The 24,376-nt window shown below is 70.0% G+C and carries 27 protein-coding genes; 11 read left to right on the top strand and 16 right to left on the bottom strand.

The genetic code is table 11. The annotated features are described in order from the left end of the window. Positions 1-8 precede the first annotated feature (8 nt). From OF850_RS11900 to OF850_RS11860, 9 genes are read right to left on the bottom strand one after another with little or no spacing between them, the layout of a single operon-like run. Positions 9-392 (bottom strand): fluoride efflux transporter FluC, encoded by a 384-nt coding sequence (locus OF850_RS11900; RefSeq protein ID WP_301590353.1) that lies wholly within the window; start codon positions 390-392, stop codon positions 9-11. Continuing rightward, entirely contained in the window at positions 389-775 is a 387-nt protein-coding gene (locus OF850_RS11895; protein WP_301590352.1) for a fluoride efflux transporter FluC, read from the bottom strand. The genes OF850_RS11900 and OF850_RS11895 overlap by 4 nt, the downstream gene beginning before the upstream one ends. Before the next feature lie 4 nt (positions 776-779). Beyond that, entirely contained in the window at positions 780-1,433 is a 654-nt protein-coding gene (gene ureG / locus OF850_RS11890) for an urease accessory protein UreG (RefSeq protein WP_301590350.1), read from the bottom strand. After that, positions 1,430-2,146: an urease accessory protein UreF gene (locus OF850_RS11885; protein ID WP_301590348.1), complete on the bottom strand. Its 717-nt coding sequence runs from the start codon at positions 2,144-2,146 to the stop codon at positions 1,430-1,432. The genes ureG and OF850_RS11885 overlap by 4 nt, the downstream gene beginning before the upstream one ends. Beyond that, the gene (locus tag OF850_RS11880; protein ID WP_301590347.1) at positions 2,103-2,639 is read right to left on the bottom strand and encodes an urease accessory protein UreE; all 537 of its coding nucleotides are present in this window, start codon (positions 2,637-2,639) and stop codon (positions 2,103-2,105) included. Before OF850_RS11880 ends, OF850_RS11885 begins: the two co-directional genes overlap by 44 nt. Then, complete coding sequence (gene ureC, locus OF850_RS11875; RefSeq protein ID WP_408906471.1) at positions 2,639-4,318, bottom strand: urease subunit alpha; 1,680 nt, start codon at positions 4,316-4,318, stop codon at positions 2,639-2,641. The genes OF850_RS11880 and ureC overlap by 1 nt, the downstream gene beginning before the upstream one ends. Positions 4,319-4,355: 37 nt before the next feature. Further along, a complete protein-coding gene (locus OF850_RS11870) occupies positions 4,356-4,661 on the bottom strand; it encodes an urease subunit beta (protein WP_301590345.1) in 306 nt (101 codons plus the stop codon). Beyond that, a complete protein-coding gene (locus tag OF850_RS11865; RefSeq protein ID WP_301590344.1) occupies positions 4,658-4,960 on the bottom strand; it encodes an urease subunit gamma in 303 nt (100 codons plus the stop codon). The genes OF850_RS11870 and OF850_RS11865 overlap by 4 nt, the downstream gene beginning before the upstream one ends. A gap of 24 nt (positions 4,961-4,984) precedes the next feature. Then, entirely contained in the window at positions 4,985-5,815 is an 831-nt protein-coding gene (locus OF850_RS11860; protein ID WP_301590343.1) for an urease accessory protein UreD, read from the bottom strand. 194 nt (positions 5,816-6,009) lie between these two features. On the opposite strand from OF850_RS11860, the gene urtA reads away from it, so the two are divergent. The 7 genes from urtA to OF850_RS11825 all read left to right on the top strand — a co-directional run bounded on the left by urtA (position 6,010) and on the right by OF850_RS11825 (position 14,368). Beyond that, positions 6,010-7,239 (top strand): urea ABC transporter substrate-binding protein, encoded by a 1,230-nt coding sequence (gene urtA / locus OF850_RS11855; protein WP_301590342.1) that lies wholly within the window; start codon positions 6,010-6,012, stop codon positions 7,237-7,239. Positions 7,240-7,286: 47 nt separating this feature from the next. Further along, on the top strand, positions 7,287-8,825 hold the full coding sequence (gene urtB / locus OF850_RS11850) for an urea ABC transporter permease subunit UrtB (protein ID WP_301590341.1): 1,539 nt from the start codon (positions 7,287-7,289) through the stop codon (positions 8,823-8,825). Next, complete coding sequence (gene urtC, locus OF850_RS11845; RefSeq protein ID WP_301590340.1) at positions 8,822-9,859, top strand: urea ABC transporter permease subunit UrtC; 1,038 nt, start codon at positions 8,822-8,824, stop codon at positions 9,857-9,859. The genes urtB and urtC overlap by 4 nt, the downstream gene beginning before the upstream one ends. Continuing rightward, positions 9,856-10,593 carry an urea ABC transporter ATP-binding protein UrtD gene (gene urtD, locus OF850_RS11840; protein ID WP_301590339.1) on the top strand — a complete coding sequence of 246 codons (738 nt, stop codon included), beginning with the start codon at positions 9,856-9,858 and terminating at the stop codon, positions 10,591-10,593. The genes urtC and urtD overlap by 4 nt, the downstream gene beginning before the upstream one ends. A gap of 3 nt (positions 10,594-10,596) precedes the next feature. Then, on the top strand, positions 10,597-11,289 hold the full coding sequence (urtE, locus tag OF850_RS11835; protein ID WP_301590338.1) for an urea ABC transporter ATP-binding subunit UrtE: 693 nt from the start codon (positions 10,597-10,599) through the stop codon (positions 11,287-11,289). A 188-nt stretch (positions 11,290-11,477) separates the two neighbouring features. Beyond that, entirely contained in the window at positions 11,478-13,559 is a 2,082-nt protein-coding gene (gene fusA, locus OF850_RS11830; protein ID WP_301590337.1) for an elongation factor G, read from the top strand. Between the two features lie 89 nt (positions 13,560-13,648). Continuing rightward, positions 13,649-14,368: a 2-keto-4-pentenoate hydratase gene (locus OF850_RS11825; RefSeq protein ID WP_301590336.1), complete on the top strand. Its 720-nt coding sequence runs from the start codon at positions 13,649-13,651 to the stop codon at positions 14,366-14,368. Positions 14,369-14,377: 9 nt separating this feature from the next. Here the strand turns inward: OF850_RS11825 and OF850_RS11820 are convergent, their stop codons facing one another. Next, complete coding sequence (locus OF850_RS11820) at positions 14,378-14,824, bottom strand: MaoC/PaaZ C-terminal domain-containing protein (protein ID WP_301590334.1); 447 nt, start codon at positions 14,822-14,824, stop codon at positions 14,378-14,380. Beyond that, a complete protein-coding gene (locus tag OF850_RS11815) occupies positions 14,824-16,107 on the bottom strand; it encodes a DUF445 domain-containing protein (RefSeq protein ID WP_301590333.1) in 1,284 nt (427 codons plus the stop codon). Before OF850_RS11815 ends, OF850_RS11820 begins: the two co-directional genes overlap by 1 nt. A gap of 162 nt (positions 16,108-16,269) precedes the next feature. On the opposite strand from OF850_RS11815, the gene OF850_RS11810 reads away from it, so the two are divergent. Then, entirely contained in the window at positions 16,270-16,986 is a 717-nt protein-coding gene (locus tag OF850_RS11810) for a metal ABC transporter ATP-binding protein (RefSeq protein WP_301590332.1), read from the top strand. Further along, complete coding sequence (locus tag OF850_RS11805; protein ID WP_301590331.1) at positions 16,983-17,843, top strand: metal ABC transporter permease; 861 nt, start codon at positions 16,983-16,985, stop codon at positions 17,841-17,843. The genes OF850_RS11810 and OF850_RS11805 overlap by 4 nt, the downstream gene beginning before the upstream one ends. Positions 17,844-17,856: 13 nt before the next feature. Here the strand turns inward: OF850_RS11805 and OF850_RS11800 are convergent, their stop codons facing one another. Then, complete coding sequence (locus tag OF850_RS11800; RefSeq protein ID WP_301590330.1) at positions 17,857-18,741, bottom strand: helix-turn-helix domain-containing protein; 885 nt, start codon at positions 18,739-18,741, stop codon at positions 17,857-17,859. 151 nt (positions 18,742-18,892) lie between these two features. Between OF850_RS11800 and OF850_RS11795 the strand changes: the two genes are divergently transcribed. After that, the gene (locus OF850_RS11795) at positions 18,893-20,044 is read left to right on the top strand and encodes an amidohydrolase (protein ID WP_301590329.1); all 1,152 of its coding nucleotides are present in this window, start codon (positions 18,893-18,895) and stop codon (positions 20,042-20,044) included. Then, positions 20,041-20,628, top strand: coding sequence for a cysteine dioxygenase family protein (locus OF850_RS11790; protein ID WP_301590328.1), 588 nt, complete (start codon positions 20,041-20,043; stop codon positions 20,626-20,628). Before OF850_RS11795 ends, OF850_RS11790 begins: the two co-directional genes overlap by 4 nt. Positions 20,629-20,726: 98 nt before the next feature. Here OF850_RS11790 and OF850_RS11785 read toward each other — a convergent pair whose 3' ends face one another. The 4 genes from OF850_RS11785 to OF850_RS11770 all read right to left on the bottom strand — a co-directional run bounded on the left by OF850_RS11785 (position 20,727) and on the right by OF850_RS11770 (position 24,374). After that, positions 20,727-21,443, bottom strand: a complete 717-nt coding sequence (locus tag OF850_RS11785) for a CHAP domain-containing protein (RefSeq protein WP_301590326.1) — start codon at positions 21,441-21,443, stop codon at positions 20,727-20,729. Positions 21,444-21,772: 329 nt separating this feature from the next. Beyond that, positions 21,773-22,123 carry a RidA family protein gene (locus OF850_RS11780; protein ID WP_301590324.1) on the bottom strand — a complete coding sequence of 117 codons (351 nt, stop codon included), beginning with the start codon at positions 22,121-22,123 and terminating at the stop codon, positions 21,773-21,775. A gap of 43 nt (positions 22,124-22,166) precedes the next feature. Next, positions 22,167-23,141 (bottom strand): Gfo/Idh/MocA family protein, encoded by a 975-nt coding sequence (locus tag OF850_RS11775; protein WP_301590323.1) that lies wholly within the window; start codon positions 23,139-23,141, stop codon positions 22,167-22,169. Then, a complete protein-coding gene (locus tag OF850_RS11770; protein WP_301590459.1) occupies positions 23,142-24,374 on the bottom strand; it encodes an MFS transporter in 1,233 nt (410 codons plus the stop codon). Between the last annotated feature and the right edge of the window lie 2 nt (positions 24,375-24,376).

The raw sequence follows: 24,376 nt of genomic DNA, 5'->3' as shown, positions 1-24,376 counted from the left end.
CCGCCCCGTCAGCCGCGCCGGCTGAGGCGCACTGCCATCGCATGACCGGCCCAGGCTGCGCCGATCCAGGCAGCGGCCGATAGGACGACATAGGCGGCCGCCCGCGCGACCGACCCGGCCTGCGCCATCTGGACCGCCTCCAGGCTGAACACCGAGAAGGTGGTGAAGCCGCCGCAGAACCCCGCCATTACGAAGTGCCGCGCATCCTCCCTGGCCGCGATGCGCCCGCCCGATGCGGCGAAGAAGGCGATCAGCCAAGAGCCGACGACGTTCACCGCCAGCGTGCCCCATGGAAAGGCCGGCCCCAGCAGGGTGACCCCGGCGAGCGAGGTGCCATAGCGCGCCAGCGATCCCAGAGCCCCGCCCGACGCCACGGCCAGGTAGATCCTCATCGGAGCCATCCGCCAAGGAACTGCCCGGCCAGCAACGCCCCCAGGCACAGCCCCGCGGAGGCGGCGATATTGGCGAAGGCTCGCCCATGCGCGCCCAGGTGGAGCAGCGCCAGCGTGTTGAGGCTGAACGACGAGACGGTGGTGTAGGAGCCCAGCCCCCCGGTCACGATCGCCAGCCACGCCAGCGCCGCGCCATCCATCCCTTGCGACGACGCGAAGGGGAGCACGGAGGCGAGGCCGATGGCGAAGGAGCCCGAGACGTTCACCGCGAGCGTGCCCCATGGGAAGCCGTCGCCCGCGCGGCGCGTCACGGCCGCGATCAGCCAGAAGCGCAAGCACGCCCCCGCCGCGCCGCCGGCCATGACCAGCGCCGCCTCGGTCATCCCGTCAGGCCGCGATGCCGCCCTGCTGCAGCACGAAGTCGGCGATCTCCTTCACCCCCTGCTCGGCCTTGAGGTTGGTGAAGATGAAGGGTCGGCTGCCGCGCATCTTGCGCGCGTCGCGGTCCATGACGCCGAGGTCGGCGCCCACGAGCGGCGCGAGGTCGGTCTTGTTGATGACCAGCAGGTCGGAGCGGGTGATGCCCGGCCCGCCCTTGCGCGGGATCTTGTCCCCCGCCGACACGTCGATGACGTAGATCGTCAGGTCGGCCAGTTCCGGGCTGAAGGTGGCGGCGAGGTTGTCGCCGCCGCTCTCGATGAACAGCACCTCGAGGTCCGGGAAGCGCGCATTCATCTCCGCGACCGCGGCGAGGTTGATGGAGGCGTCCTCTCGGATGGCGGTGTGCGGGCAGCCGCCCGTCTCCACCCCCATGATGCGCTCGGGCGGCAGGGCGCCGGCGCGGGTGAGGAACTCCGCGTCCTCGCGGGTGTAGATGTCGTTGGTGATGGCGGCGATGTCGCGCGACGCGCGCAGGTGGCGGCACAGCCGCTCCACCAGGGCGGTCTTTCCGGAGCCGACAGGGCCGCCGACGCCGACGCGGAAGGGTCCGTTGCCCCCCCGGCTGATAAAATCCCGGAGCGTCGGGTCGGAGATGCTCATGAGCGGAAAAGCCTCGTGTACTGGGTTTCGTGGGCCATGCTGAGCCAGTCGAGCATGGGGGAGGCGGTGGCGGCGTCCTCGGCCGGGGTCTCCAGCGCATGCGCCACCGCGTCCTGGATGGCGGGCAGCAGCGCGGCGGTGGCCAGCTGGCCATCCGTCTGGCCAAGGGGCACGAGGCGCACGCCGGCGGAAACGAGATTGGCCGCGAAGCCCGACAGGAAGGCGAAGAGCGCGGCATGGAGCGGCACGGCCTGGAAGCCCGCGGCGGCGCCGAAGGCGGCGGCATGGGCGAGCCGCCCCTTGTGCCGCGCCGCGAAGGCCGCGAAGCGCGGGTCGGGCCAAGCCGATTGCGTCACCGAGGCGAAGGAGCCGCCCTGCTGCAGGGATTCCAGCGACAGCTCCGCCGTGCCGCGAAAGGCGGCGGCCAGCTCCGCCGCCGCATCCAGTGCCGGGTCGTCTCCCGCCTCGGCGGCGCGATGACACGCAGCGAGGATCGGCCCGTCCACCGCCCCGGCCCCGTCGCGCAGCGCCGTCTCGATGTAGCACACGAGCCCTTCGCGCTTCTCGCATAGCCCATGCTCCACCGCCGCCTCGATGCCGTGGCTGTAGGAGAAGCCGCCCACAGGGTAGGCGGGGGAGCACCAGGCAAGGAGGCGCGACAGGGCGCCGTCAGTGATGGTGGTGGTGATGGCCGTGCCCATGGTCGTGATCATGCGCGTGATCGTGGTCGTGCGCGTGGTGGCCATGCGGGTGGCTGGGCTGGCGGTTGTGCTCGCCATAGGCGCCGCCTTCCGGGTTGAAGGGCGCCAGGACCTCGCGCAGCCCCGCGCCCAGGCCGCGCAGCATCTCCTCTATCACATGGTCGCGGCGGATCAGGATGCGCGCGCCGTCGATCTCCGCCGGCAGGTGCCGGTTGCCCAGATGCCAGGCGAGGCGCGGGAGGCCGATCGCCTCGCCGGCCGTGACCTCCAGCAGGGTTTCCGGCGCGGCCTGCACGGCGACCACGCGCCTGTCCTCCAGCAGCAGCCCGTCGCCCTGGCGCAGCACGGTGGCCTCCGGCAGGTCCAGCAGGAAGGCGAGGCCGCCATCGGCGACGTATCGCTTGCGACGGCGGAAGCGGTCGTCGAAGTCGAGCGTCACCGTGTCGGCCGGGGTGCCGGCGCCGCCGGGAAGCACGCGCGTGGCGCGGGGAAGCGTGTCGGTCATCAGAACAGGAAATACCTCTGGGCCATGGGCAGGACGGAAGCCGGTTCACAGGTCAGCAGGGCGCCGTCTGCGCGCACCTCGTAGGTTTCGGGGTCCACCTCCACCACGGGCAGCGCGTCGTTCAGCACCATGTCGCGCTTGCCGATGCCGCCGCGCGTGTTGCGCACCGGCAGCAGCGGGCGCTCCAACCCCAGCCGGCCGCCGATGCCGCGGTCCAGCAGCGCGGCGGCGGAGGTGAAGGTGACCGCGCTCGCCACCATCGCCTTGCCGAAGCCGCCGAACATGGGGCGGTAATGAACGGGCTGCGGCGTGGGGATGGAGGCGTTGGGGTCGCCCATCGGCGCCATGGCGATGGTGCCGCATTTCAGCACCATCTCCGGCTTCACGCCGAAGAAGGCGGGCGACCACAGCACGAGGTCCGCCAGCTTGCCGACCGCCACGCTGCCCACGTGCTCGCTGACGCCCTGCGCAATGGCGGGGTTGATCGTGTACTTGGCGATGTAGCGGCGGGCGCGGAAATTGTCGTTGTCGCCCGTCTCCTCCGGCAGGCGGCCGCGCTGCGCCTTCATCTTGTGCGCGGTCTGCCAGGTGCGGATGATCACCTCGCCCACGCGGCCCATCGCCTGGCTGTCGGACGACATCATGGAGATGGCGCCCATGTCGTGCAGGATGTCCTCCGCCGCGATAGTCTCGCGCCGGATGCGGCTTTCGGCGAAGGCGATGTCCTCGGGGATCTTCGGGTCGAGGTGATGGCAGACCATGAGCATGTCGAGATGCTCATCCGCCGTGTTCACCGTGTAGGGCATGGTGGGATTGGTGCTGCTGGGCAGCAGGTTGGGCAGGCCGACGACGCGCAGGATGTCCGGCGCATGGCCGCCGCCCGCGCCTTCCGTGTGGAAGGCCTGGATGGTGCGGCCCGCGATGGCGCGGATCGTTTCCTCCACGAATCCGCTCTCGTTCAGCGTGTCGGTGTGGATCGCCACCTGGATGTCGTACTCATCCGCGAGGCGCAGGCAGGTGTCGATCGCCTTGGGGGTCGTGCCCCAATCCTCGTGCAGCTTGAAGCCGCAGGCCCCGGCCAGCGCCTGTTCCTCCAGCGCACCGGGCAGGGCCGCGTTGCCTTTGCCGAGGAAGCCGAGATTCATCGGGAAGCTCTCGGCCGCCTGGAGCATGCGGGCGAGGTGGAACTCGCCGGGCGTGCAGGTGGTGGCGAGCGTGCCATGCGCCGGGCCGGTGCCGCCGCCGAACATCGTGGTGATGCCGCTGGCCAGCGCCTCCTCGATCTGCTGCGGGCAGATGAAGTGGATGTGCGGGTCGATGCCGCCCGCGGTCAGGATCCTGCCCTCGCCCGCGATGATCTCGGTGCCCGGGCCGATCACGATGTCCACGCCGGGCTGGGTGTCCGGATTGCCAGCCTTGCCGATGGCGGCGATGCGCCCGTCGCGCAGGCCGACATCGGCCTTCCAGATCCCTGCATGGTCCAAGATCAGCGCGTTGGTGATCACCGTGTCCATCGCGCCTTCGGCGCGGCTGCGCTGCGACTGGCCCATCCCGTCACGGATCACCTTGCCACCGCCGAACTTCACCTCCTCGCCATGGGTGGTGAGGTCGCGCTCCACCTCGATGAACAGGTCGGTGTCGGCGAGGCGCACGCGGTCGCCGGTGGTGGGGCCGTACATGCCGGCATAGGCGGGGCGGGAGAGGCGGGTGGGCACGTCAGACTTTCCCTTCCGTCTCGCCGCGGAAGCCGTGGACGATGCCCGCGCCGCCAAAGGAAATGAGTCGCACGCGGCGCGTCTGCCCCGGCTCGAACCGCGTCGCCGTGCCGGCGGGGATGTCGAGCCGCCTGCCGCGCGCGGCTGCCCGGTCGAAGCGCAGCGCGGGGTTGGTCTCGGCGAAATGGTAGTGGCTGCCGATCTGGATCGGCCGGTCGCCGGTATTGGCGACCTCCATCTCCATCGCGTCGCGCCCGGCATTCAACTCAATCTCGCCGGGGGCGGGGATGATCTCGCCGGGGATCATCGGATGGGGTGGTGCACGGTGACGAGCTTGGTGCCGTCGGGAAAGGTCGCTTCGACCTGGATCTCGCCGATCATCTCCGCCACGCCTTCCATCACCTGTTCCCGCCGCAGCACCTCGCCCCCCGCGCGCATGAGGTCGGCCACGCTTCGCCCGTCGCGCGCGCCCTCCACCACGAAGTCGGTGATGAGCGCGATGGCCTCGGGATGATTGAGCTTCACGCCGCGTTCCAGCCGGCGGTGCGCCACCTGCGCCGCCATGGCGACCAGCAGCTTGTCCTTCTCGCGCGGGGTCAAATGCATCGGCGCATCCTGAACCGGGAGCGGTCAGTTCGTCCACAGCCGCGGCAGGGTGTGCGGCTGGCCGAGCAACTCTGCACGCAGCATCGGCAGGATGCCTGCAATCGCGGCACGCACCGCGCCCGCCTCTCCCAGGAAGCGCGCGAGCACCAGTCCCGGAGCGGGCTTGGTCGCACCGGCGCGCACCCCGTCGGGCAGGGATTCGCGCAGCGTTGGCAGAAGGGACTCCGCCCCGGGCCCGGCGAGGAGCAGTGTCGCCATCGCGCCCGCGCCCCCGAAGCCGAGCGGGTCAGCGAGGCGGTCCGGTCCGTCGAGGCGGAGCGCCTCGGCCCAGAGCAGGCGGCCGTCGCGGCGCAGGCGCCATGTGTCGCGCAGGTGCAGGCGGCGGATGACCTCGCCGCCCGCGGCGCGGCCGAAGACCAGCATCTCCAGCGCCAGAAGGCGCGACGTCGCGGCGAGGGCGATCTCCGTGCGTCGCTGCAGCGAGGCGCCGTCGAACAGGATCGTCTCCTGCGGGATCCATTCCAGCGCCGCTCCGTCCCCTGCTTCCAGGTGGTTCTCGACCCGCGTGGCGGGGCCGAGCGAGCGATACACCTTCTCCGCCGCCGCGGTGGCAAGGGTCAGACGGGCGCCCGGCGCCAGGGTCAGCGCGACGCGCACTGCATCGCCGCCCGCCAAGCCGCCGCCCGTGTTGAGCAGCGCGGCGATGCTGCACTCGCCCGGTTCCGCGTCGGGGAGGAGGAGGCGCAGCGGCGCGGATTGCGCCAGCACTTCCGGCCGCGCTCCGGCCGGCGCGGCGGCGAAGCGGGCGGAAACGCCGCCATCGGCGCGCTGGTGGCGAAAGGGCAGGGTGGTCACGCGCGGAAGCTTCGCAGAACGGTGGTCGCACGCAACGCGCCCGTTTCGCGGGCGGTGCGCTAACATGTTGCCATGAAACTGGGCAGGACGCCGGCGCGGTGGCTATTCCGGACTGGATTCAGGTCTCTCGCCGCCCAGCGCTGCCCCGCAAGATGCGACGGAGGCGCCGGATCGAGCGCCCGAGGAGAGCAAGCATGAACCTCAGGATTTCCCGCCGCGCTGCCTTGCTGGGCCTCGGCACCCTTCCCCTGGCCACCCCGGCCTTTGCGCAGGGTGCACCGATCAAGGTCGGCGTGCTGCATTCCCTGTCCGGCACCATGGCGATCAGCGAGACGGCGCTGCGCGACACGGTGCTGATGATGTTGGAGTGGCAGAACAGCCAGGGCGGCATCGGCGGCCGTCGCCTCGAGGCCGTGGTGGTGGACCCCGCCTCCAACTGGCCCCTCTTCGCCGAGAAGGCGCGCGAGCTGCTGCAGGTGCATCGCGTGGATGTCAGCTTCGGATGCTGGACCAGCGTGTCCCGCAAGTCGGTGCTGCCGGTCTACGAGGAACTGAACGGCCTGCTCTTCTACCCGGTCCAGTACGAAGGAGAGGAGGAAAGCCGCAACATCTTCTACACCGGCGCCGCGCCGAACCAGCAAGCCATCCCCGCCGTCGAATACCTGCTGGGGCCGGATGGCGGCGAGGCGCAGCGCATCGTCCTGCTTGGCACAGACTACGTGTATCCACGCACCACGAACCGCATCCTGCGCGGCTTCCTCAACTCGAAGGGCATCACCAATGCCGACATCATGGAGGAATATACCCCCTTCGGGCATAGCGACTGGCAGGGCATTGTCGCGCGGGTGAAGCGCTTCGCGGGCGAGGGCAAGAAGACCGCCATCGTCAGCACGATCAACGGCGACGCCAACGTCCCCTTCTACCGGGAGCTGGGCAACCAGGGCATCAAGGCCGAGGACATTCCCTGCGTCGCCTTCTCGGTCGGCGAGGAGGAGCTGGCGGGCATCGACACGCGGCCTCTGGTCGGCCACCTGGCGGCTTGGAACTACTTCATGTCCGTGGACGCGCCGGCCAATCGCGACTTCGTCGGCATGTGGCGCAACTATATCAAGAACCCGCGCCGCGTGACCAACGACCCGATGGAAGCGACGCTGATCGGCTTCAAGATGTGGGCCCAGGCCGTGGCAAAGGCCGGCACCACCTCCGTCGACGCCGTCCGCACCGCCATGATCGGCCAGAAGGTCGCCGCCCCCTCAGGCTATGAGAGCGAGATGAAGGCGAACCACCACCTGACCAAGCCGGTGATGATCGGCGAGATCCAGGCGGACGGGCAGTTCAGCATCGTCTCCAAGACGCCCACGGCCATCGCGGCGGAGAACTGGTCGCCCTTCATCCCCGAGAACGCGAATCGCCGCCGCGGCTGAGCGCATCCCGGGCGCCGGCATCCCCGGCGCCCAGACCCTTTCCTGGGATGAATCGCTTGATCCGTTGGTTGCTTCTCCTCCTGCTGCTCGCGGCCTTGCCGGCACGGGCGCAGGATTTCGATGCGCTCGTGTCCGGCCTGGCCGGGGGCTTCGCGCAGCAGGCCGAGGCGGTGGAGCGCCTGGGTTCGCTGGGCGACCCGCGCGCCCTGCCGCTGCTACGCGCCCTGTCCGAATCCCGCCTGATGCGCGCCGAGGGCGGCGGTGTCCGTGTGGCGCCCAATGGCGCGACGCCTTCGGGGCCGGAGGTCATCCGCATCAACAACCGCGTGCGCGTGGCCCTACGCGGGGCGCTGGGCCGGTTGCAGCTTGTCTCGCCCGATCCGGCGGAGCGGCTGGTCGCCGCGGACGGGCTGCTGCGCGCCCGCTCGGCCGAGGACATCCCGCTGCTGGAGACGGCGCTGGCGCGGGAGTCCGTCCCGCGCATCCGCGATCGCATGGATTTGGCGCTGGGCGCCGCGCGGCTGGGCTCATCCGACCCGGCGGTGCGACGCGAGGGTGTAGCGGCGCTTGGCGCCACTGCTTCGCCCGAAGCGCGTGCGGTGCTGCTGTCGGCGCTTGGCACCGACGAGGAGCTGGCACCGGCGGTGGATGCGGCGGTGGCGGCGATCGACCGCCGCCTCGCCCTGCGCCACGCGGCCGAGACCGCGTTCCAGGGCCTGTCGCTCGGATCCGTTCTGCTGCTCGCGGCGCTGGGGCTGGCTGTCACCTTCGGGGTGATGGGCGTCATCAACATGGCACATGGCGAGTTCGTGATGCTCGGCGCCTACACGACCGTGGTGGTGCAGGAAGCGTTGCGCGCAAGCCCTACCCTGGCCCCCTGGTCCCTGCCGCTGGCCATCCCCGCCGCCTTCCTGGTGACGGCGGCGGTCGGCGCGGCGATGGAGCGCGGGTTGATCCGCCATCTCTACGGCCGCCCGCTGGAAACGCTGCTGCTGACCTTTGGCGTCGGCATGGTGTTGCAGCAGGTGGTGCGGCTCGTCTTCGGCGCGCAGAACCGCGAGGTGATCTCGCCGCCATGGATGCAGGGCACGCTGGCCCTGCCCTTCGACGTGACGGTGACGCAGAACCGTGCCTGGATCATCCTTTTTTCCCTGGCGGTGCTGGCTTGCACCTTCGCCGCGATGCGCCTGACCCGCTTCGGGCTGGAGATGCGCGCCGTGGTGCAAAATCGCCGCATCGCCGCGACCATGGGCATCCGCACGGGACGGGTGGATGCGCTGACCTTCGCCTTCGGCTCCGGCATTGCCGGGCTGGCGGGGGTGGCGCTGTCGCAGATCGACAATGTCTCGCCCAATCTGGGCACGGGCTACATCATCGACAGCTTCATGGTGGTGGTGTTCGGCGGCGTCGGCTCGTTGCTCGGCACGCTGATCGGCGCCTTCACCCTGGGCGTGATGAACAAGCTGCTGGAGCCTTGGGCCGGCGCCGTGCTCGCCAAGGTCGCCGTGCTGGTGGGCATCATGCTGTTCATCCAGCGTCGGCCCAAGGGCCTCTTTGCCTTGAAGGGGAGGGCGGCGGAGTCGTGAGGCGCTTCCTCCTCCCGGGGATCGTGGCGCTGCTGGCGCTGCTTCCGCTGCTGAACCTCTTGCCCGAGGGTCATCCGATCCGCGTCTCCGACTTCGTGGTCAGCGTGGCGGGGAAGTGGCTGTGCTACGCGATCCTCGCCCTCGCGCTGGACCTGGCTTGGGGCTATGCGGGCATCCTATCCTTGGGCCACGGGGCGTTCTTCGCGCTCGGCGGATACGCGATCGGCATGCACCTGATGCGGCTGATCGGGCCGCGCGGCACCTATGGTCATCCGGTCCTGCCGGACTTCATGGTGTTCCTGGGCTACCAGGAACTGCCCTGGTTCTGGTGGGGGTTCGGGCACTTCCCCTTCGCCCTGCTGATGGCGCTGCTGGTGCCGGGCCTGCTGGCCTTCGCCGTCGGCTACCTCGCCTTCCGGTCGCGCATCACCGGCGTCTACCTGTCCATCATCACCCAGGCGATGACCTACGCGCTCATGCTCGCCTTCTTCCGCAACGACATGGGGTTTGGCGGCAATAACGGCTTCACCGACTTCAAGGAGCTGGTGGGCATGCCGCTCAACACGCCCTTCGCGCGCTCGGTCCTGTACTTCGCGGCGCTGGCGGCGCTGGTGGGATGCTTCCTCCTCTCGGCGGCGATGACGCGCACCAAGTTCGGCCGCGTCCTGGCCGCGATCCGCGACGCGGAAAGCCGGGTGCGCTTCCTCGGCTACGACACGCTGCGGCACAAGCTTTTCGTCTTCGTGCTGTCGGCGATGATGGCGGGGCTGGCCGGGGCGCTCTACGTGCCCCTCGTCGGCATCATCAATCCGGGCGAGTTCTCGCCGGCCAACAGCATCGAGGCGGTGGTCTGGGTGGCCTTCGGCGGGCGGGGCACGCTGGTGGGCGCGGTGCTGGGGGCCTTCTCGGTCAACGCGCTGAAGACCTGGTTGACCTCCTTCGCTCCCGATCTGTGGCTGATCGTGCTGGGCGTGCTGTTCATCGCCGTGCCGCTGCTGATGCCGCGCGGCCTGGTAGGGATGCTGCGGCGATGACCGGGGAAGGGCTCTACCTCGACGGCGTCACCGTGGTCTTCGACGGGTTCCGGGCGCTGAACACCCTGTCCCTCCTGGTCGCGCCTGGGGAACTGCGGGCGGTAATCGGCCCCAATGGCGCCGGCAAGACGACGATGATGGACGTCATCACCGGCAAGACCCGGCCGGTCTCCGGCATCGCGCGCTTCGATGGGCACGACCTGACCCGGATGGAGGAGAGCGTTATCGCCAATCTCGGCATCGGGCGGAAGTTCCAGAAGCCGACCGTGTTCGACGCCTTGACCGTCTTCGAGAACCTGGAACTGGCGCTCAAGGCGCCGCGCGGCCCGGTCGCGTGCCTGCGCTGGCGGCTTTCCGGCGCGGCGCGCTCCGCCATCGAGAGGACGGCCGAACAGGTCGGCCTCGCCGAGCGCGCCAGCGATCCGGCCGGGCGGCTGTCGCACGGGCAGCGGCAATGGCTGGAGATCGGCATGCTGTTGATGCAGGACCCGAAGCTCGTGCTGGTGGACGAGCCTGTGGCCGGCATGACCGACCACGAGACGGCGGAAACGGCGCGCCTCCTCGTCGGCATCGCGGGGGAACGCTCCGTGGTGGTGGTGGAGCACGACCTGGATTTCGTGCGCGCGCTGGGCTGCCGCGTCACCGTGCTGCACGAGGGGACCATGCTGTCAGAAGGCAGCATCGACCACGTCCAGGCCGACCCGCGCGTGGTCGAAGTGTATCTGGGGAGGTAGCCAGTGCTGGAGGTGAAGGACGTGACCCTGTCCTATGGCGCATCGCTCTGCCTGCGGGGCGTGTCGCTCACCGTCCGCCCGGGTGAGGTCCATGCGGTCCTGGGGCGCAACGGGGTCGGCAAGTCCTCCCTGCTGCGCGCCATCATGGGTCTGGAGCGGGTCGGCGGGGGTTCCATCGCATGGGAAGGGCGCGACATCGCCCGGCTGGCCCCCGCGGACCGGGCGCGGGCGGGCATCGGCTACGTTCCGCAGGGGCGGGAGATCTTTCCCTTTCTTTCCGTGCAGGAGAACCTGGAAACGGCACTGGCCGCGGCCCCGCGGGGCTCCTCCGTGCCGGGCGAGGTGTTCGACCTTTTTCCCATCCTGCGGCAGTTCCTGCGTCGGCGGGGCGGCGACCTGTCGGGCGGGCAGCAGCAGCAGCTGGCCATTGCCCGCGCCCTGACCGCTAGGCCGCGCCTCCTCATCCTCGACGAGCCGACGGAGGGCGTCCAGCCCAACGTCATCAAGGAAATCGGACGGGTGATCCGGCACCTGGCGCGGGACCGTGGTTTCGCCGTGGTGCTGGTGGAGCAGTACTTCGACTGGGCGCGCGAACTGGCAGACCAGCTTTCCGTCATGGTCCGGGGGCAGGTTGCCCTCTCGGGCCCGACGACAGCACTGGACCTCGAAGCGGCGCGGCTGCTGCTGACGGTCTGAGGCGCCGCCCATCCCGGCCGGCAGGGCGGTCATGTCCGGCAGGCGGGCCTTGCAGCGCTGGTATCGCTTGCAAATTTCGTCGGGAAGGGGCACATGCCCCGCACAGAGTTGACGACCTGTTCCTGAATCACGACGGGCAGGCGGCACCCGCACGGGTGCCGGCCTGCCTTGCCGCATGGAGGCCCACCGTGGCGCGCATCCCTCTCGAGAAGATCCGCAATATCGGCATCACGGCGCATATCGACGCCGGGAAGACGACCACGACGGAGCGAATCCTCTACTACACCGGCAAGTCCCACAAGATCGGCGAGGTGCATGACGGCAACACCACGACCGACTACATGGACCAGGAGCGGGAGCGGGGCATCACCATCACCTCCGCCGCCGTGACGGCGGAGTGGGAAGGCCACCGCATCAACGTCATCGACACCCCGGGCCACATCGACTTCAACATCGAGGTGAACCGCTCGCTGCGCGTGCTGGATGGCGCGGTGTTCATCATCGAGGGCGTGGCCGGCGTGCAGCCGCAGAGCGAGACCAACTGGCGCCTCGCGGACCGCTACAACGTCCCCCGCATCATCTTCATCAACAAGCTGGATCGCACGGGCGCCGATTTCTACAAGGCCGCCGCGACGCTGACCGAGAAGCTGGGCATCAACTGGGTGGCTCTTCAGATCCCCATCGGGATCGAGGACTCGCTGAAGGGCGTGGTCGACCTGGTCGAGATGCGCGCCATCGTCTGGCAGGGCGATGAGCTGGGCGCGAAGTACGACTACGCCGAGATCCCGGCCGAGCTCGCCGACAAGGCCGCCGAGTACCGCCAGAAGCTGGTGGACACCGCTGTCGGCATCGACGAGACGGCGATGGAAGAGTACTTCGACAAGGGCGACGTTTCCGTCGCGACCCTCAAGAAGTGCATCAAGAAGGGCACGATCTCGGGCGAGTTCCGTCCGGTGCTCTGCGGCTCCGCCTTCAAGAATAAGGGCGTGCAGCCCCTGCTCGACGCGGTGCTCGATTACCTGCCGAGCCCGGTGGACATCGAGGGCATCAAGGTTGCCCCCGAGGAAGGCCAGGACGAGACGGCCGAGCGCCGCGTGATCCCGGCCGACGAGAACGCGCCCTTTGCCGGGCTGGCGTTCAAGATCATCAACGACAAGTACGGCAACCTGACCTTCGTGCGCGTCTACCGCGGCACGCTGCGCCAGGGCGACATGATCCAGAACACCACCAAGGGCCATCGCGAGCGCATCGGCCGCATGTTCCAGATGCACGCCGACAAGCGCGAGGAGATCAAGGAGGTCTCCGCCGGCGACATCGCGGCCTTCGTGGGGCTGAAGGACACCGGCACGGGTGACACCCTGGCCGCGTCCGAGGATCCGGTGGTGCTGGAGCGCATGGCCTTCCCGGTTCCCGTGATCGACATCTCGGTCGAGCCGAAGACCAAGGAAGCCGTCGAGAAGATGACGATCGGCCTGCAGAAGCTGGCCGGCGAGGATCCGAGCCTGCGGCTGAAGACCGACCAGGAAACCGGCCAGACCATCCTGTCCGGGATGGGCGAGCTGCACCTCGAGATCATCGTGGACCGCCTGCGCCGCGAGTATGGCGTGGACTGCAACATCGGCGCCCCGCAGGTTGCCTACCGCGAGACGATCACCAAGCCGCACACCGAGACCTACACCCACAAGAAGCAGTCGGGTGGCTCGGGCCAGTACGCCGAGGTGAAGATCACCTTCGAGCCGAAGGAGCGGAACGAGGGCATCGAGTTCGTGAACGCCGTCGTCGGCGGATCCGTGCCGAAGGAATACATCCCGGCGGTGGACAAGGGCATCAAGGTCCAGGCCGACACGGGCGTGCTGGCCGGCTTCCCGACGGTGGACTTCAAGTTCACCCTCGTGGACGGAAAGTACCACGACGTCGACTCGTCGGCCCTGGCCTTCGAGATCGCTGGCAAGGCCTGCTTCCGTGAAGGCATGAAGAAGGCCGGCCCGGTGATCCTGGAGCCGATCATGGACGTGGAGGTGACCACGCCGCAGGATCACGTCGGCGACGTGGTGGGCGACCTGAACCGCCGCCGTGGCGTGATCCAGTCGCAGGACATGGCCGGGACCTCGGTCATCGTCCGTGCGCACGTGCCGCTGAAGGAGATGTTCGGCTACATCTCCAACCTGCGTGGCATGACGAAGGGGCGCGCCTCCTTCTCCATGCAGTTCCACCACTACGACCCGGTGCCGCGCAACGTGGCGGACGAGATCATGAAGGCGGCGGGCTAAGGCCCGCATCCTTCGGGGAGCTGGAAGGGGCGGCGCCGGAGACGGCGCCGCCCCTTTCACTTGTGCGCGGTGGCCGCCATCCTGGCCGCATGGCCGATTCCCGTCTCGCGACCCTGCTTCTCGACGCCTGGAAGGGCGGTGCGCCGGTGCCGGCCAGCACGGCCCCACCGGCTGATGCCGCGGCCGCCTATGCGGTGCAGTCGGCGATGCTGGATGGGATCGGCCTGCGCGGCGGCTGGAAGGTGGGGGCGGCGAGCCCGAGCGCCACGCCGCTTTCCGCGCCGCTGCCTGCCGGGTGCCTGCTCCCCTCCGGCACGGTGTTCCCTGGCGCGATGCGAGGGGTTGAACTGGAACTGGCGTTGCGCCTCAGCCGGGACGTCCCCGCCGGCGAGGCGCTCCGGCGCTCGGATTTCGACGCGATGCTGCCGGCGATCGAGGTGGTGGAAACGCGGCTGGCGGGATGGGAGCGGGCGCCCGCTTTGCTGAAGCTGGCCGATCTGCAGACCCACGGCGCGCTGGTCCTGGGCGAGCCCATTCCCATGCGCGATCTGGACTTCTCGGCGCTGGAAGCGGAATTGCGCCTGGATGGCGAGGTCGTGGCCGCGACGCGCGGCGCCAACACCGCGGGCAGCCTGGAGTGGCTGCTGCACGGGCTTTCGCGGCGCCTTGCCGCCCGCGGGGAAGCGCTGCGACAGGGCGAGATCCTGACCACCGGCTCACTCACCGGCATGCTCTTCGCCGCGCCGGGCGCGCGCGCCCTGGGCCGCCTTGCCGGCATCGGCGAGGTGGCTCTGCGTTTCGAGGGCTGAGCGGCCCGCTTATTCCTTCAGGAAATGCGTGCCTTCCATGGTGATCACCACCATCCCGTCGGCGATGCGCGTACCGGTGTAACGCATCGTCACCACGCCCATCCCGGGGCGCTTGCGATGCGCCTCGGCGGCCAGCACCTCGCCTTCCACCCGGATTTCCTCATCCGGGCGCAGCGCGGCGGGCCAGCGCGTGTCGATGCGCGACCCGCCCAGGCTGACCTCGACAAAGAGCCCGGACCCCATGATGCGCCCGAAGCACGCGCCCATCGTGTGCAGGCCGCTCGCCACCAGCCCGTTGAACAGTGGCGCCTGCCGAGCCGCCTCGGGGTCAGTGTGGAAGGGCTGCGGGTCGAATTTGCGCGCGTACTCGATGATCTCCGCCTCGCCGAGCGCCAGCGTGCCGAAGTCGAAGCGCTGGCCAGGCGACATTTCGCGCCAGGAGGAAAGAGGCTTCATCAGTGGGAGACCCTCCCGACCAGGGCGTAGATCAGCAGGTAAAGCACGCCGCCGGCCAGAAAGCCGACGATCGTGCCGTTCATCCGCACGTATTGCAGGTCTCGCCCCACGCGCAGCTCGATCTTCTCCGTCACTTCGGCCGTGTCCCAGCTTTTCACCACCCCGGCGATGAACTCGGCGAGCCGCGTCTGGGCGGAGGGGAGAAGGGTGTTCAGCGTGCGCTCCACTGCGGCGTTCAGCTTGGCGCGCGCATTCTCGTCCTCGGCCAGGAAGCGGCCGGCATTGGCCAGTGCGCCCTCGATCACCGCCACGCTCCGGCCATTGGGGTTGGCGGCGTCGGCGGCCAGCGCGTCGCGCAGGCGGTTCCACACGTCGTTCAGCCACTCGGCGACGGCGGGGTGGGCCAGGGCCTGGCGCATGGCGTTGCCCAGCGCGGCGGCGCGTTGCGGCTCGTTCTCCAGCCGCTCGATCTCGCTTTCCAGCCACGCCTCGAAGGCTTGGCGCAGCGAGGAATCGCCCGGCTCCATCTTGACCAACTCGGTGTTCACGGCGTCCAGCACGCGGTTGGCGACATAGGCGCCGGCCGCCCAGCCCACCAGCGCTCCGCCCGACTCCCGCACCCGTGTCTTGATGGCGTCGCGCAGCGAGTCCTGCCGCTCGGCCAGGATCAGCTTCAGCCGGTCCAGCGCGAGGTCCAGCACGGCCTGGTGGCGCCCACCGGCGAGCAGCGCGCGCAGCGCCCGCGCCACCACCTGCGCCCCGCCCGGCCCGCCCGCCACGCGCGGCAGGAGGCGCGTGAGCATCCGCCGTGCCCGCCCATCCTCCAGCGTCTGCAGCAGGCGGGGCAGGGCGGCGGCCAGGGCTTCGGCGGCCGGGCGGCTGGCCTGCCGGTCGGCCAGGAAATTGCCGACGATGCCCGCCACGTCCAGCCGCGCGATCACCCGCGCTACCTCGGATTCGGTGAAGACGTGGTTGGCGACGAAGCGGCCGAGCCCCTGGCCCAGCCTTTCCTTCTGGCGGGGGATGATGGCGGTGTGCGGGATGGGCAGGCCGAGCGGACGACGGAACAGCGCTGTGACCGCGAACCAGTCGGCCAGCCCGCCAATCACGCCCGCCTTGGCCGAGGCCGCCAGCAGGTCGGCCCCCAAGGAGGGCGGCAGTGCATAGCCGAGCACCATCAGCGCACCCATGAGGAGGAGAAGAAAGGTCGCGAAGGCCCGGTGCCGGGCCAGGGCGGCGCGCAGCGCCTCGTCCTGGGCGTTCATGCCCCGAACAATAGGCATGGCGATCCGCATTGGCGACCGGCGCGCGGGCATGTTACATGATAACCTCATGCTTCGCCCCACCAACCCTCTCGACCTCGCAGCCCCGGCCAGCGCGCGCCTCGCGCTCGCGGCCGTGCTGCTGGCCGTTCTTTGGGCCGGGGTGTTCTGGGCGCTCGCGGCATGAGCCTCGCGGTGCGCAACCTGACGGTGAGCCATGACCGGCGCCCGGCCGTGCATCATCTGTCCTTCACCCTGCGCCGGGGCGGTCTGATGGCCGTTGTCGGGCCCAACGGCGCCGGAAAGTCTAGCTTGTTGCGCGCCATCGCCGGGCTTCACTCCCCGGCGGAGGGCGAGATCGTGGCCGAGGGCCGCGTGGCGCTGCTGCCGCAGCAGGCCGGGCTGGACCGCTCCTTCCCCCTCTCCTGCCGCGAGGCGGTGATGCTCGGCCTATGGGCCGAATGCGGCGGCTTCGGCCGCATCGCCGAGGATGGCCGCGTGCTCCGCGCCCTGGAGGCGGTGGGGCTGAGCGGTTTCGCGGGGCGCCCCGTCGGCAGCTTGTCCACCGGCCAGTTCCAGCGTCTGCTCTTCGCGCGCCTGCTTCTGCAGGATGCGCCGGTGATCCTGCTGGATGAGCCGTTCAACGCGCTCGACGCCCGCACCGCCGCCGACTTGCTGGCCTTGGTGCGGCGCTGGAATGGCGAGGGCCGGACGATCCTCGCCGTGCTGCACGACCTCGACCTCGTGCGCGACGAATTCCCGGAAACGCTGCTGCTGGCGCGCGAGGCGGTGGCGGTGGGCCCGACCGAGGAGGCGCTCTCCCCTGCCAACCGGCTGCGCGCGCGGCGCATGGCGGAAGGCTGGGACCCCCACGCGGAGCCCTGCGCGCGGGCGGCGTGACTCCCTTCGACCCTTTCATCGAGTTCGGCTTCCTGCGCCGCGCCCTGCTGGGCTGCGTGGCGCTGTCGCTCTCCGCGCCGCCCCTCGGCGTGTTCCTGGTGCTCCGCCGGATGAGCCTCGCGGGGGATGCACTGTCGCATGGGATGCTGCCGGGCGTGGCGCTGGGCTTCGTCGTGTTCGGGCTCTGGCTGCCCGGCCTCGCCTTGGGCGGGATGCTGGCAGGGCTGCTGATCGCCCTCGGGGCGGGGGCGCTGGCGCGCGGCACGGGCGGGCGGGAGGATGCGTCCCTCGCCGCGCTCTACCTCACCGCGCTGGCCGCAGGGGTGGCGATCATCTCCTGGCGGGGCTCGGCGGTGGAACTGACGCAGATCCTGTTCGGCAGCGTGCTGGGGGTGGACGACCCGGCGCTGCTGCTGATGGCGGGCTGCGCCAGCCTCACCCTGGCGTTCCTTGCCTTCGCGTGGCGCCCGCTCATCCTGGAATGCTTCGACCCGGCCTTCGCGCGGGCGGTGGGGGTACGCGGCTCGGCGTGGCACTTGTCGCTGCTGGGCCTCGTGGTGCTGAACCTCGTGGCGGCGGTGCAGGCGGTGGGGAGCCTGATGGCGGTGGGGCTGATGATGCTGCCCGCCATCGCGTCGCGCCACTGGTCGCGCAGCGTGGGCGGAATGGTCGCGGTGGCCTGCGGCATCGCCCTTTCGGCGAGCCTGCTCGGGCTGGGCGCATCCTTTCACCTGGACGTGCCGAGCGGCCCGTCGATCCTGCTTTCTGCCGCTGCCATCTGGGCCATCTCCGTGGTGGCCGGGCCGGTGGACGGGCTGCTGGCGCGGCACTGGCCGCGCCGCCATCTGTCGGGCTGAAGCCCGGCGCGCTTTAGTCGGCCAGCAGGACCGCCCGGCGCGCCAGTTCGCGGAGCCGCTCCGCCGCCTCGGGACCCTTCAGCGCCTCGCGCCAGATCGTCTCGGCGATGCGCTGATGCGCCGCCACCGCCTCATCCGCCGCCGTGATCCCTGCGACGCCCACCTGGGCGCCGGCCGGCAGCTCGGCCGAAAGCGGCGAGGTGACGACATGCGCGCGTTCCCGCCCACGCAGCACCACGAAGGGCGCGGCGGGCTGCGGGCCGCGCGTGAGGCCGATCTGCAGGCCAAGAGGCATGGAGTCCATCAGCGAGGCGAGGGCCAGAACCTCCTGCCGCGCCGCCTCCTTGCAGCGTTCGCGCGTGGCAGGCGGCAGGTCGAGGCCGTAGCACAGGCCCTGGGACAGAAAGGAACCGATCGCCGCCTCGCCCAGCACCGCGATCACGGTCGGGCGGCGCGCGGCGTGCAGCCGCTTGCGCGCGATCAGCGCCCCGAGCGCCTGATCCGCCTGCGCCAGCATGGCGGTGCCTTCGGCCCCCGGCGGGGCCGCCTGGCGCCACGCCTCGGCGAGCGCGCCGTCAAAGCCGTCCGAGGTGAGCAGGTCGCAATAGGGGAAGCCGATCTGCAGCACCTGGTCGGCCTGTTCCTCCAGTCCGCGCAGCCGCTCCTGGAAGGCGGCAGGACGGGCGAAATACTCGATGCCGATGCCCAGCAAGGCGAGGGGCGAGACCTTCAACAGCTCCGCAAGCCGGCGGATCGTTTCCAGCTTGATCACCTCGCCCTTCTCGTAGCGATACAGGGCGGCGCGCGAAACGCCGAGGCGGGCCGCAATCTCTTCCGCCCGCATGCCCGATTCCATGCGATAGGCGCGGAGCTGCTGGCCAATATCCGCGAATTTCATCTAACCTCCTGCGCCTGCAACCTGAGCGCGGTTTCAGGAAGGGGATACAACCATCGTTCATAAGAACAAGAGCGCGAAACGACAACACGGAGAAAAAACCGTTCCGCATCCGGCAGTGGTCCGCATGATCGGCAGCGGCTACTCTCGCGCGATGGATCAGGATCTCCACCGCCGCCTTACGACTTGGCGCCGCCATCTGCACGCCCATCCGGGCCTGACGCTGGACGAAGGCGACACCGCGGCCTTCGTGGCCGAGAAGCTGCGGGAACTGGGCATCACCGAGATCGAGACGGGAATCGGAGGACACGGCGTCGTGGCCACACTGCGCCGGGGCGGCGGAAACCGGGCCGTGGGGTTGCGGGCCGACATGGACGCGCTGCCCATCCAGGAAGCGGACGAGGCGCTTCCCCACCGCTCAACCAAGCGCGGCGTGATGCATGCCTGCGGGCATGACGGGCACACGACCGCGCTGCTGGGTGCCGCCGCGCTGCTGCAGGCCGACGAAAGCTGGACTGGCACGGTGCAGCTGGTGTTCCAGCCGGCGGAGGAGGGCGGGGGTGGCGCCCGCAAGATGATTGCCGACGGTCTTTTCCAGCGCTTCCCGATGGACCGCATCTTCGGCTGGCACAACTGGCCCGGCTTGCCGCCTGGGACAGTGGCAGTGCACGACGCCGCGGTGATGGCGGCGGGGGCGCGCTTCGACATCACCTTCGACGGCCACGCAGGCCATGCCGCGCTGCCGCACCTGACGCGCGACCCCATGCTGGGCGCGGGCCATGCCATCGTGGCGCTGCAATCCATCGTGGCGCGCGGGGTGGACCCGATGAAGGCCGGCGTGGTTAGCGTCACCATGGCCGAGGCGGGGGAGGCGCAGAACCAGGTCCCGTCCCGCGCCGTGCTGCGGGGGACGGCGCGCTGGCTGGACGATTCGGTCGGCACCCTGATCGAGGAGCGGATGCGCGAGGTGGCACGCGGCATCGCCATTGCCTTCGGCCTGCAGGAGCAGGTGAGCTTCGTCCGCGGCGTGCCCGTCACCGCGAACCACCCGCGGGAGCGCGACTTGGCTGCGAGCGCCGCCGCCGCCGTGACCGAGATGCGCCGCGACGTGCCCCCGGCCATGACGGGCGAGGATTTTTCCTGGTTCCTCCATGAGGTGCCGGGCGCCTTCGTCTGGATCGGCAACGGCCCCGCCGAGAACGGGCGCGAATTGCACCACCCGAATTACGACTTCAACGACGAGATCCTGCCCGTCGCGAGCGGCTTCCTGGCCGAGACGGCGCGGCGGGCGCTGGGGGAGCCATGACCGGGACCGACAAGCTGCGTGGCTTCATCCAGGCGATGACGCGCCTTGCCGAGCAATCGCCGGAGGAGGCGCGCTGGCTGGAAGAGGGCGGCGCCCTGCTGGAGGCGCTGGTGCGCGAGGATGACTGGCTGCCTGACGCCATGGCGGAGCCGGGGCCGGGCTACCGGCAATACCTGCTGCACTGCGACCCGCTGGAGCGCTTCAGCGTGGTCAGCTTCGTCTGGGGCGTGGGCGCGCGCACGCCGGTGCACAACCACAAGGTCTGGGGCCTGGTCGGAATGCTGCGGGGCGAGGAGGTGTCGGTCACCATGCACCCCACGCCGGAGGGCCGGATGCGCGCCGGCCAGGTGGACCGCCTTCGCCCCGGCGAGGTGGTGCGCGTCGGCTCCGGCGAGGAGGACGCACACTGGGTAGAGAACGCGCTGACCGATCGGCCCAGCATCTCCATCCACGTGTATGGCGGCAATATCGGCGCGGTGGAGCGCCACAGCTTCGACCCGGAAACCGGCGAGAAGCGCCGCTTCATCTCGGGCTACAGCAACGAGTTCGTGCCCAATCTCTGGGACCGCTCGCGAGCGGCCTAGCGCCTCCTCCGTGGAGGCGGAAGCGCCGCTGTGGTGAACCCGGGGCGAAAACCAGGGACTAGGGTCTGAGCCGCGCCGCCGCGAGCCCGGCGCGTGGTCTAGCGCCGCCGCTGCTGGGTGTGCGCCGCCGGACGTCGCTGCGCAGGGGCGGCAGGGCGCACCGTCTCGCCGCGCGTGTAGGAGACGTGACGGATCATGTCCTCGTTCGCCGCGTAGGTCGTGGCAGGGCGGTTGTGGATGAAGCCGTGCGTCGGGTACTCGCGGCCGAAGGTGGTGCCGTCCCAGCCGACCTGCACGCGCACCCGCGTCCAGGAATTGTCGTCCGACACGTCCATGACGCGGATGTTCCGCATGACCTGCCCGCGGCGGATGCCGGGGCCGCCCCAGTTGGCGTGGTCGATCTCGATCATGCGGCCATGGAGAACGCGCGACACCACGGCGACGTGGCCCATCGGCATGCCGCCCGTGCCGGGGAAGGAAAGGATCGATCCGGATTCGGGGCGCTGGCCGCGGGCATATCGGCCCGCCGCGTTGCCCCACCACTCGCGACCGTTCCCGAAGATGTCCATGCCCGTGACGCTGCGCGCATAGGGCACGCAGGAGATGCCGGGGGAATAAACGGCGCGGGTGGCACCGCGCGTCGTTTGCAGGCTCGCGCGGTGGCTCGGTGCGGGCCGGGTCGGGCGGGATTGCTGGGCTGGCCGTGCCTGTCCGCTTTGCGTCCTTGCCTCGGATCGAGCGGCTTCCGCCACTGGGGCTGCGGTGATCCCGGCAAAGCCGAGGCACATGGTCAGAAGCGCGGCTTTCAGGCGCATGCAATCCCTCCTGGAGCGCGGTGCCAGAAGGACCCCCCGTCTGGCGCGAGGGGACTAAGCCGGGAGCATGATCGGGTCTGCAACCCGCCGTTGCGTTACAATGCGAAACTCACCGTGATTTGTCGGATAGCCAACCGGTTTGGCGCTTTGATCAGGAACATCGTCCTGCCTGACCTGCGCCACGGGCCATGGGACACAGTGTTGCGGCGAAAATGTCACAACCAGATCGTGGCGTGCAAAAACGCCAGTCAGGCGGTGTGGTTGCCGATTCCCAATAAAAAAGCGCCCTGGACAGTCCAGGGCGCCGTTCCCTTCGGAAGGGTGATCGGTCAGCGGCAGGCCGTGACCATGATCTCCACCAAGTGACGGGGATCGGCCATGTTGGCCTCCACGCAGGCACGAGCCGGGCGGCCGGCATCGCCCAGCCACTCCACCCACACCTTGTTCATGGCATCGCGGTCGCGGATGTCCTTCAACCAGATCTGGGCCTGGAGAAGGCGCGTCTTGTCCGTGCCGAAATTCTCCAGCGCGGCGTCGATCTTGGCCACGACCTGGCGGGTCTGGCCCGTCACGTCCAGGGAAAGGTCGTCGGCGGTCATGCCGGCGCAGAACACGAAGTTGTGGTACTCGACCGCGCCCGACAGGATCGGGTTGCTGCCGTAGCGGCTGATCTTGCTCATCGTCCGGTTGCTCCAGGGGTTGCGACGGGTTGGATAGCCTTGCTCAGGCCACGCGGCAAACGCTGCCGGAGCTCGCGGCCCAGATCATCGTCTCGAAGACGCTGACGCCATGGACCGCCTCCTCCAGCGGTAGGGGGTAGGCCAGGCCTCCGGCGACCGCGGCGGCGAAGGCCTCCAGCTCGGCACGCTCGATGTCGGTGGGCGGGAAGTCGGTCACCTGGTCCTCGCCGTCGCGCGGGCGGAAGGTCAGGCGCTCATGCCCATGCAGCTCCGCCCAGCCATCCGTGCCGTAGAGGGCGACGCGCCACAGGCGCGGGGCGGCGGCCAGGGTGGCGAAGGAAACGGTCGCGCCGGATTCCAGCGTCGCCAGCATCGCCGTCGTGTCGTCGATCGTGGGCAGGACGCGGGCATGGCTCACCACCCGAACGTCGCGGAACCGCCCGGCAAGGTTGATGATCATGTCCACCATGTGGATGCCCATGCCACCCATGCCACCCAGCGGGCTTTCGGCGCGGTCGGCGCGCCAAGCCCCGGGCTTGTAGGCGAAGCCGCCTGGCCCGCTGAACTGGCCCTCGACATGCAACAGCGTGCCCAGGCGGCCATCTTCCAGCATCGCCTTCATCTTCGCCACGGCGGGCAGGAAGCGGCGATTGTGGCCGAGCGCCAGCACCACCCCGGCGGCGCGGCAGGCGGCCACCGCGGCCTCGGCGCTTTCGCGGGAGAGGGTAAAGGGCTTCTCCACGAAGACATGCTTCCCCGCGCGGGCGGCGGCCACCACCTGGTCGGCGTGCTGGGCGTGGGGCGTGGCGAGGACCACGGCCTGCACGCGCGGATCGGCCAGCACCGCCTCGTACCCCTCGTGCAGGGTGATGCCCTTCTCGGCTGCGTAGGGCCGTGCCTTCTCGATGGTGCCGGTGCTGCCGGCGACGAAGCGCAGCCCCGCTCCGTTTCGGCCTTGCACGCTGTCCACCAGCTTGCGGCCCCAGTTGCCCATGCCGACGATGGCGCAATCCAGCATTCAGGTCGTTTCCAGGTGTTTGGCCCATGCGCGGATTCGCGTGGCGCCCCAGAGCGCGACCATGAGGGCGAGGGCAACCGCACACAAGGTGGGCCACCGCATCCCGAAGGCCTCGCCCGCCAGGCCGAGCACCAGCGCGCCCAGGGCCGGGCAGGCGCGTGTGATCAGGCCCCAGAGCGAAAGGGTGCGCCCACGCATCTTGGTCAGCGCCGCCGACTGCGCCAGCATCTGCACCGAAATGCCGTGGATGGAGGCCGAGGCCCCGAAGGCCGCGGCGCAGGCCACGGCGAAGGGGAACCAGCCCGTCGCCACGAAGCCCGCGATGAACACGGCCTGCGCCGCCACCCCCGCCACGGCGAGGCGCGTCGCGCCCGCGGTCCGCCCGCGCGAGGCGACCCATAGCCCCGCGATCAGCGCCCCGACGCCGATCGCTGCCGTCAGCAGGGCCAGCCCGGGTGCGCCTTGGCCGAACAGCCGCTCCACATAGGGCGGCAGGATTTCCTGCACCCCGCGCAGCAGGACAGCCGTGATCCCGGCGAACAGAAAGATCGGCCCGATGCCGGGATGGGTGGCGGCATAGCGGATGCCCTCAAGCATCTCCGCCAGGAGCGACGCCTCAGGCGCGTGGCCGCGGATGTGCTCCGCCTCCGGCCGAAGCAGCGGCATGGTGGCGCAGGCGATCACATAGGCGGCGACGTTGCAGAGGATGGCCGGCACCACGCCGAAGACGGCGATCATCGGTCCGGCGATGGCGGGACCGAGGAAGCGCGCCACGTTGAAGCAAAGGGAATTGCAGGCGACCGCCGCCGGCAGGTCGGAGCGAGGCACCAGCCCTGGCATCAGCGCCTGCCGCGCCGGCTGCGCGAAGGAGGCGGCGATGCCGCCGATCACCTCGAAGAACAGCAGCGGGCCGATGGAGATCAGCCCGGTCATCGTCAGCAGGGCGACGCAGAAGGCCTGCGCGGCGATGGCCGCCTGGGCGATCATGGTCAGTCGCACCCGGTCCATTCGGTCGGCTACGGCGCCGGCGATGGGGCTGAACACCACGGCCGGGGCCAAGTCGCAGAACGCGACCATCCCGACCCAGAAGGGGGAGCGCGTCAGCTCCCAGGCGAGCCAGGTGACTGCGATGCGGTGCATCCACAGCCCGGTCCAGGCGGTGAGCGAAGCGCCGAAGAAGATGCGCGCGTCGCGATGCGAAAGGGCACGCCCGAGCGCGCCAAAGGAGGCCAGGC

It is taken from the genome of Sabulicella glaciei, assembly GCF_026183895.1.
GTDB lineage: Bacteria > Pseudomonadota > Alphaproteobacteria > Acetobacterales > Acetobacteraceae > Roseococcus > Roseococcus glaciei.
The sequence above is the reverse complement of the archived record's forward strand: the minus strand, read 5'-3'. Positions and strand labels throughout refer to the sequence as shown.

Excerpts from the sequence above, each read along its gene's own strand:
- OF850_RS11900 (WP_301590353.1), bottom strand. The coding sequence starts at position 392 with ATGAGGATCTACCTGGCCGTGGCGTCGGGCGGGGCTCTGGGATCGCTG.
- OF850_RS11895 (WP_301590352.1), bottom strand. The coding sequence starts at position 775 with ATGACCGAGGCGGCGCTGGTCATGGCCGGCGGCGCGGCGGGGGCGTGC.
- ureG (WP_301590350.1), bottom strand. The coding sequence starts at position 1,433 with ATGAGCATCTCCGACCCGACGCTCCGGGATTTTATCAGCCGGGGGGGC.
- OF850_RS11885 (WP_301590348.1), bottom strand. The coding sequence starts at position 2,146 with ATGATCACGACCATGGGCACGGCCATCACCACCACCATCACTGACGGC.
- OF850_RS11880 (WP_301590347.1), bottom strand. The coding sequence starts at position 2,639 with ATGACCGACACGCTTCCCCGCGCCACGCGCGTGCTTCCCGGCGGCGCC.
- ureC (WP_408906471.1), bottom strand. The coding sequence starts at position 4,318 with ATGTACGGCCCCACCACCGGCGACCGCGTGCGCCTCGCCGACACCGAC.
- OF850_RS11870 (WP_301590345.1), bottom strand. The coding sequence starts at position 4,661 with ATGATCCCCGGCGAGATCATCCCCGCCCCCGGCGAGATTGAGTTGAAT.
- OF850_RS11865 (WP_301590344.1), bottom strand. The coding sequence starts at position 4,960 with ATGCATTTGACCCCGCGCGAGAAGGACAAGCTGCTGGTCGCCATGGCG.
- urtA (WP_301590342.1), top strand. The coding sequence starts at position 6,010 with ATGAACCTCAGGATTTCCCGCCGCGCTGCCTTGCTGGGCCTCGGCACC.
- urtB (WP_301590341.1), top strand. The coding sequence starts at position 7,287 with ATGAATCGCTTGATCCGTTGGTTGCTTCTCCTCCTGCTGCTCGCGGCC.
- urtD (WP_301590339.1), top strand. The coding sequence starts at position 9,856 with ATGACCGGGGAAGGGCTCTACCTCGACGGCGTCACCGTGGTCTTCGAC.
- OF850_RS11825 (WP_301590336.1), top strand. The coding sequence starts at position 13,649 with ATGGCCGATTCCCGTCTCGCGACCCTGCTTCTCGACGCCTGGAAGGGC.
- OF850_RS11820 (WP_301590334.1), bottom strand. The coding sequence starts at position 14,824 with ATGAAGCCTCTTTCCTCCTGGCGCGAAATGTCGCCTGGCCAGCGCTTC.
- OF850_RS11815 (WP_301590333.1), bottom strand. The coding sequence starts at position 16,107 with ATGCCTATTGTTCGGGGCATGAACGCCCAGGACGAGGCGCTGCGCGCC.
- OF850_RS11810 (WP_301590332.1), top strand. The coding sequence starts at position 16,270 with ATGAGCCTCGCGGTGCGCAACCTGACGGTGAGCCATGACCGGCGCCCG.
- OF850_RS11800 (WP_301590330.1), bottom strand. The coding sequence starts at position 18,741 with ATGAAATTCGCGGATATTGGCCAGCAGCTCCGCGCCTATCGCATGGAA.
- OF850_RS11795 (WP_301590329.1), top strand. The coding sequence starts at position 18,893 with ATGGATCAGGATCTCCACCGCCGCCTTACGACTTGGCGCCGCCATCTG.
- OF850_RS11790 (WP_301590328.1), top strand. The coding sequence starts at position 20,041 with ATGACCGGGACCGACAAGCTGCGTGGCTTCATCCAGGCGATGACGCGC.
- OF850_RS11785 (WP_301590326.1), bottom strand. The coding sequence starts at position 21,443 with ATGCGCCTGAAAGCCGCGCTTCTGACCATGTGCCTCGGCTTTGCCGGG.
- OF850_RS11780 (WP_301590324.1), bottom strand. The coding sequence starts at position 22,123 with ATGAGCAAGATCAGCCGCTACGGCAGCAACCCGATCCTGTCGGGCGCG.
- OF850_RS11775 (WP_301590323.1), bottom strand. The coding sequence starts at position 23,141 with ATGCTGGATTGCGCCATCGTCGGCATGGGCAACTGGGGCCGCAAGCTG.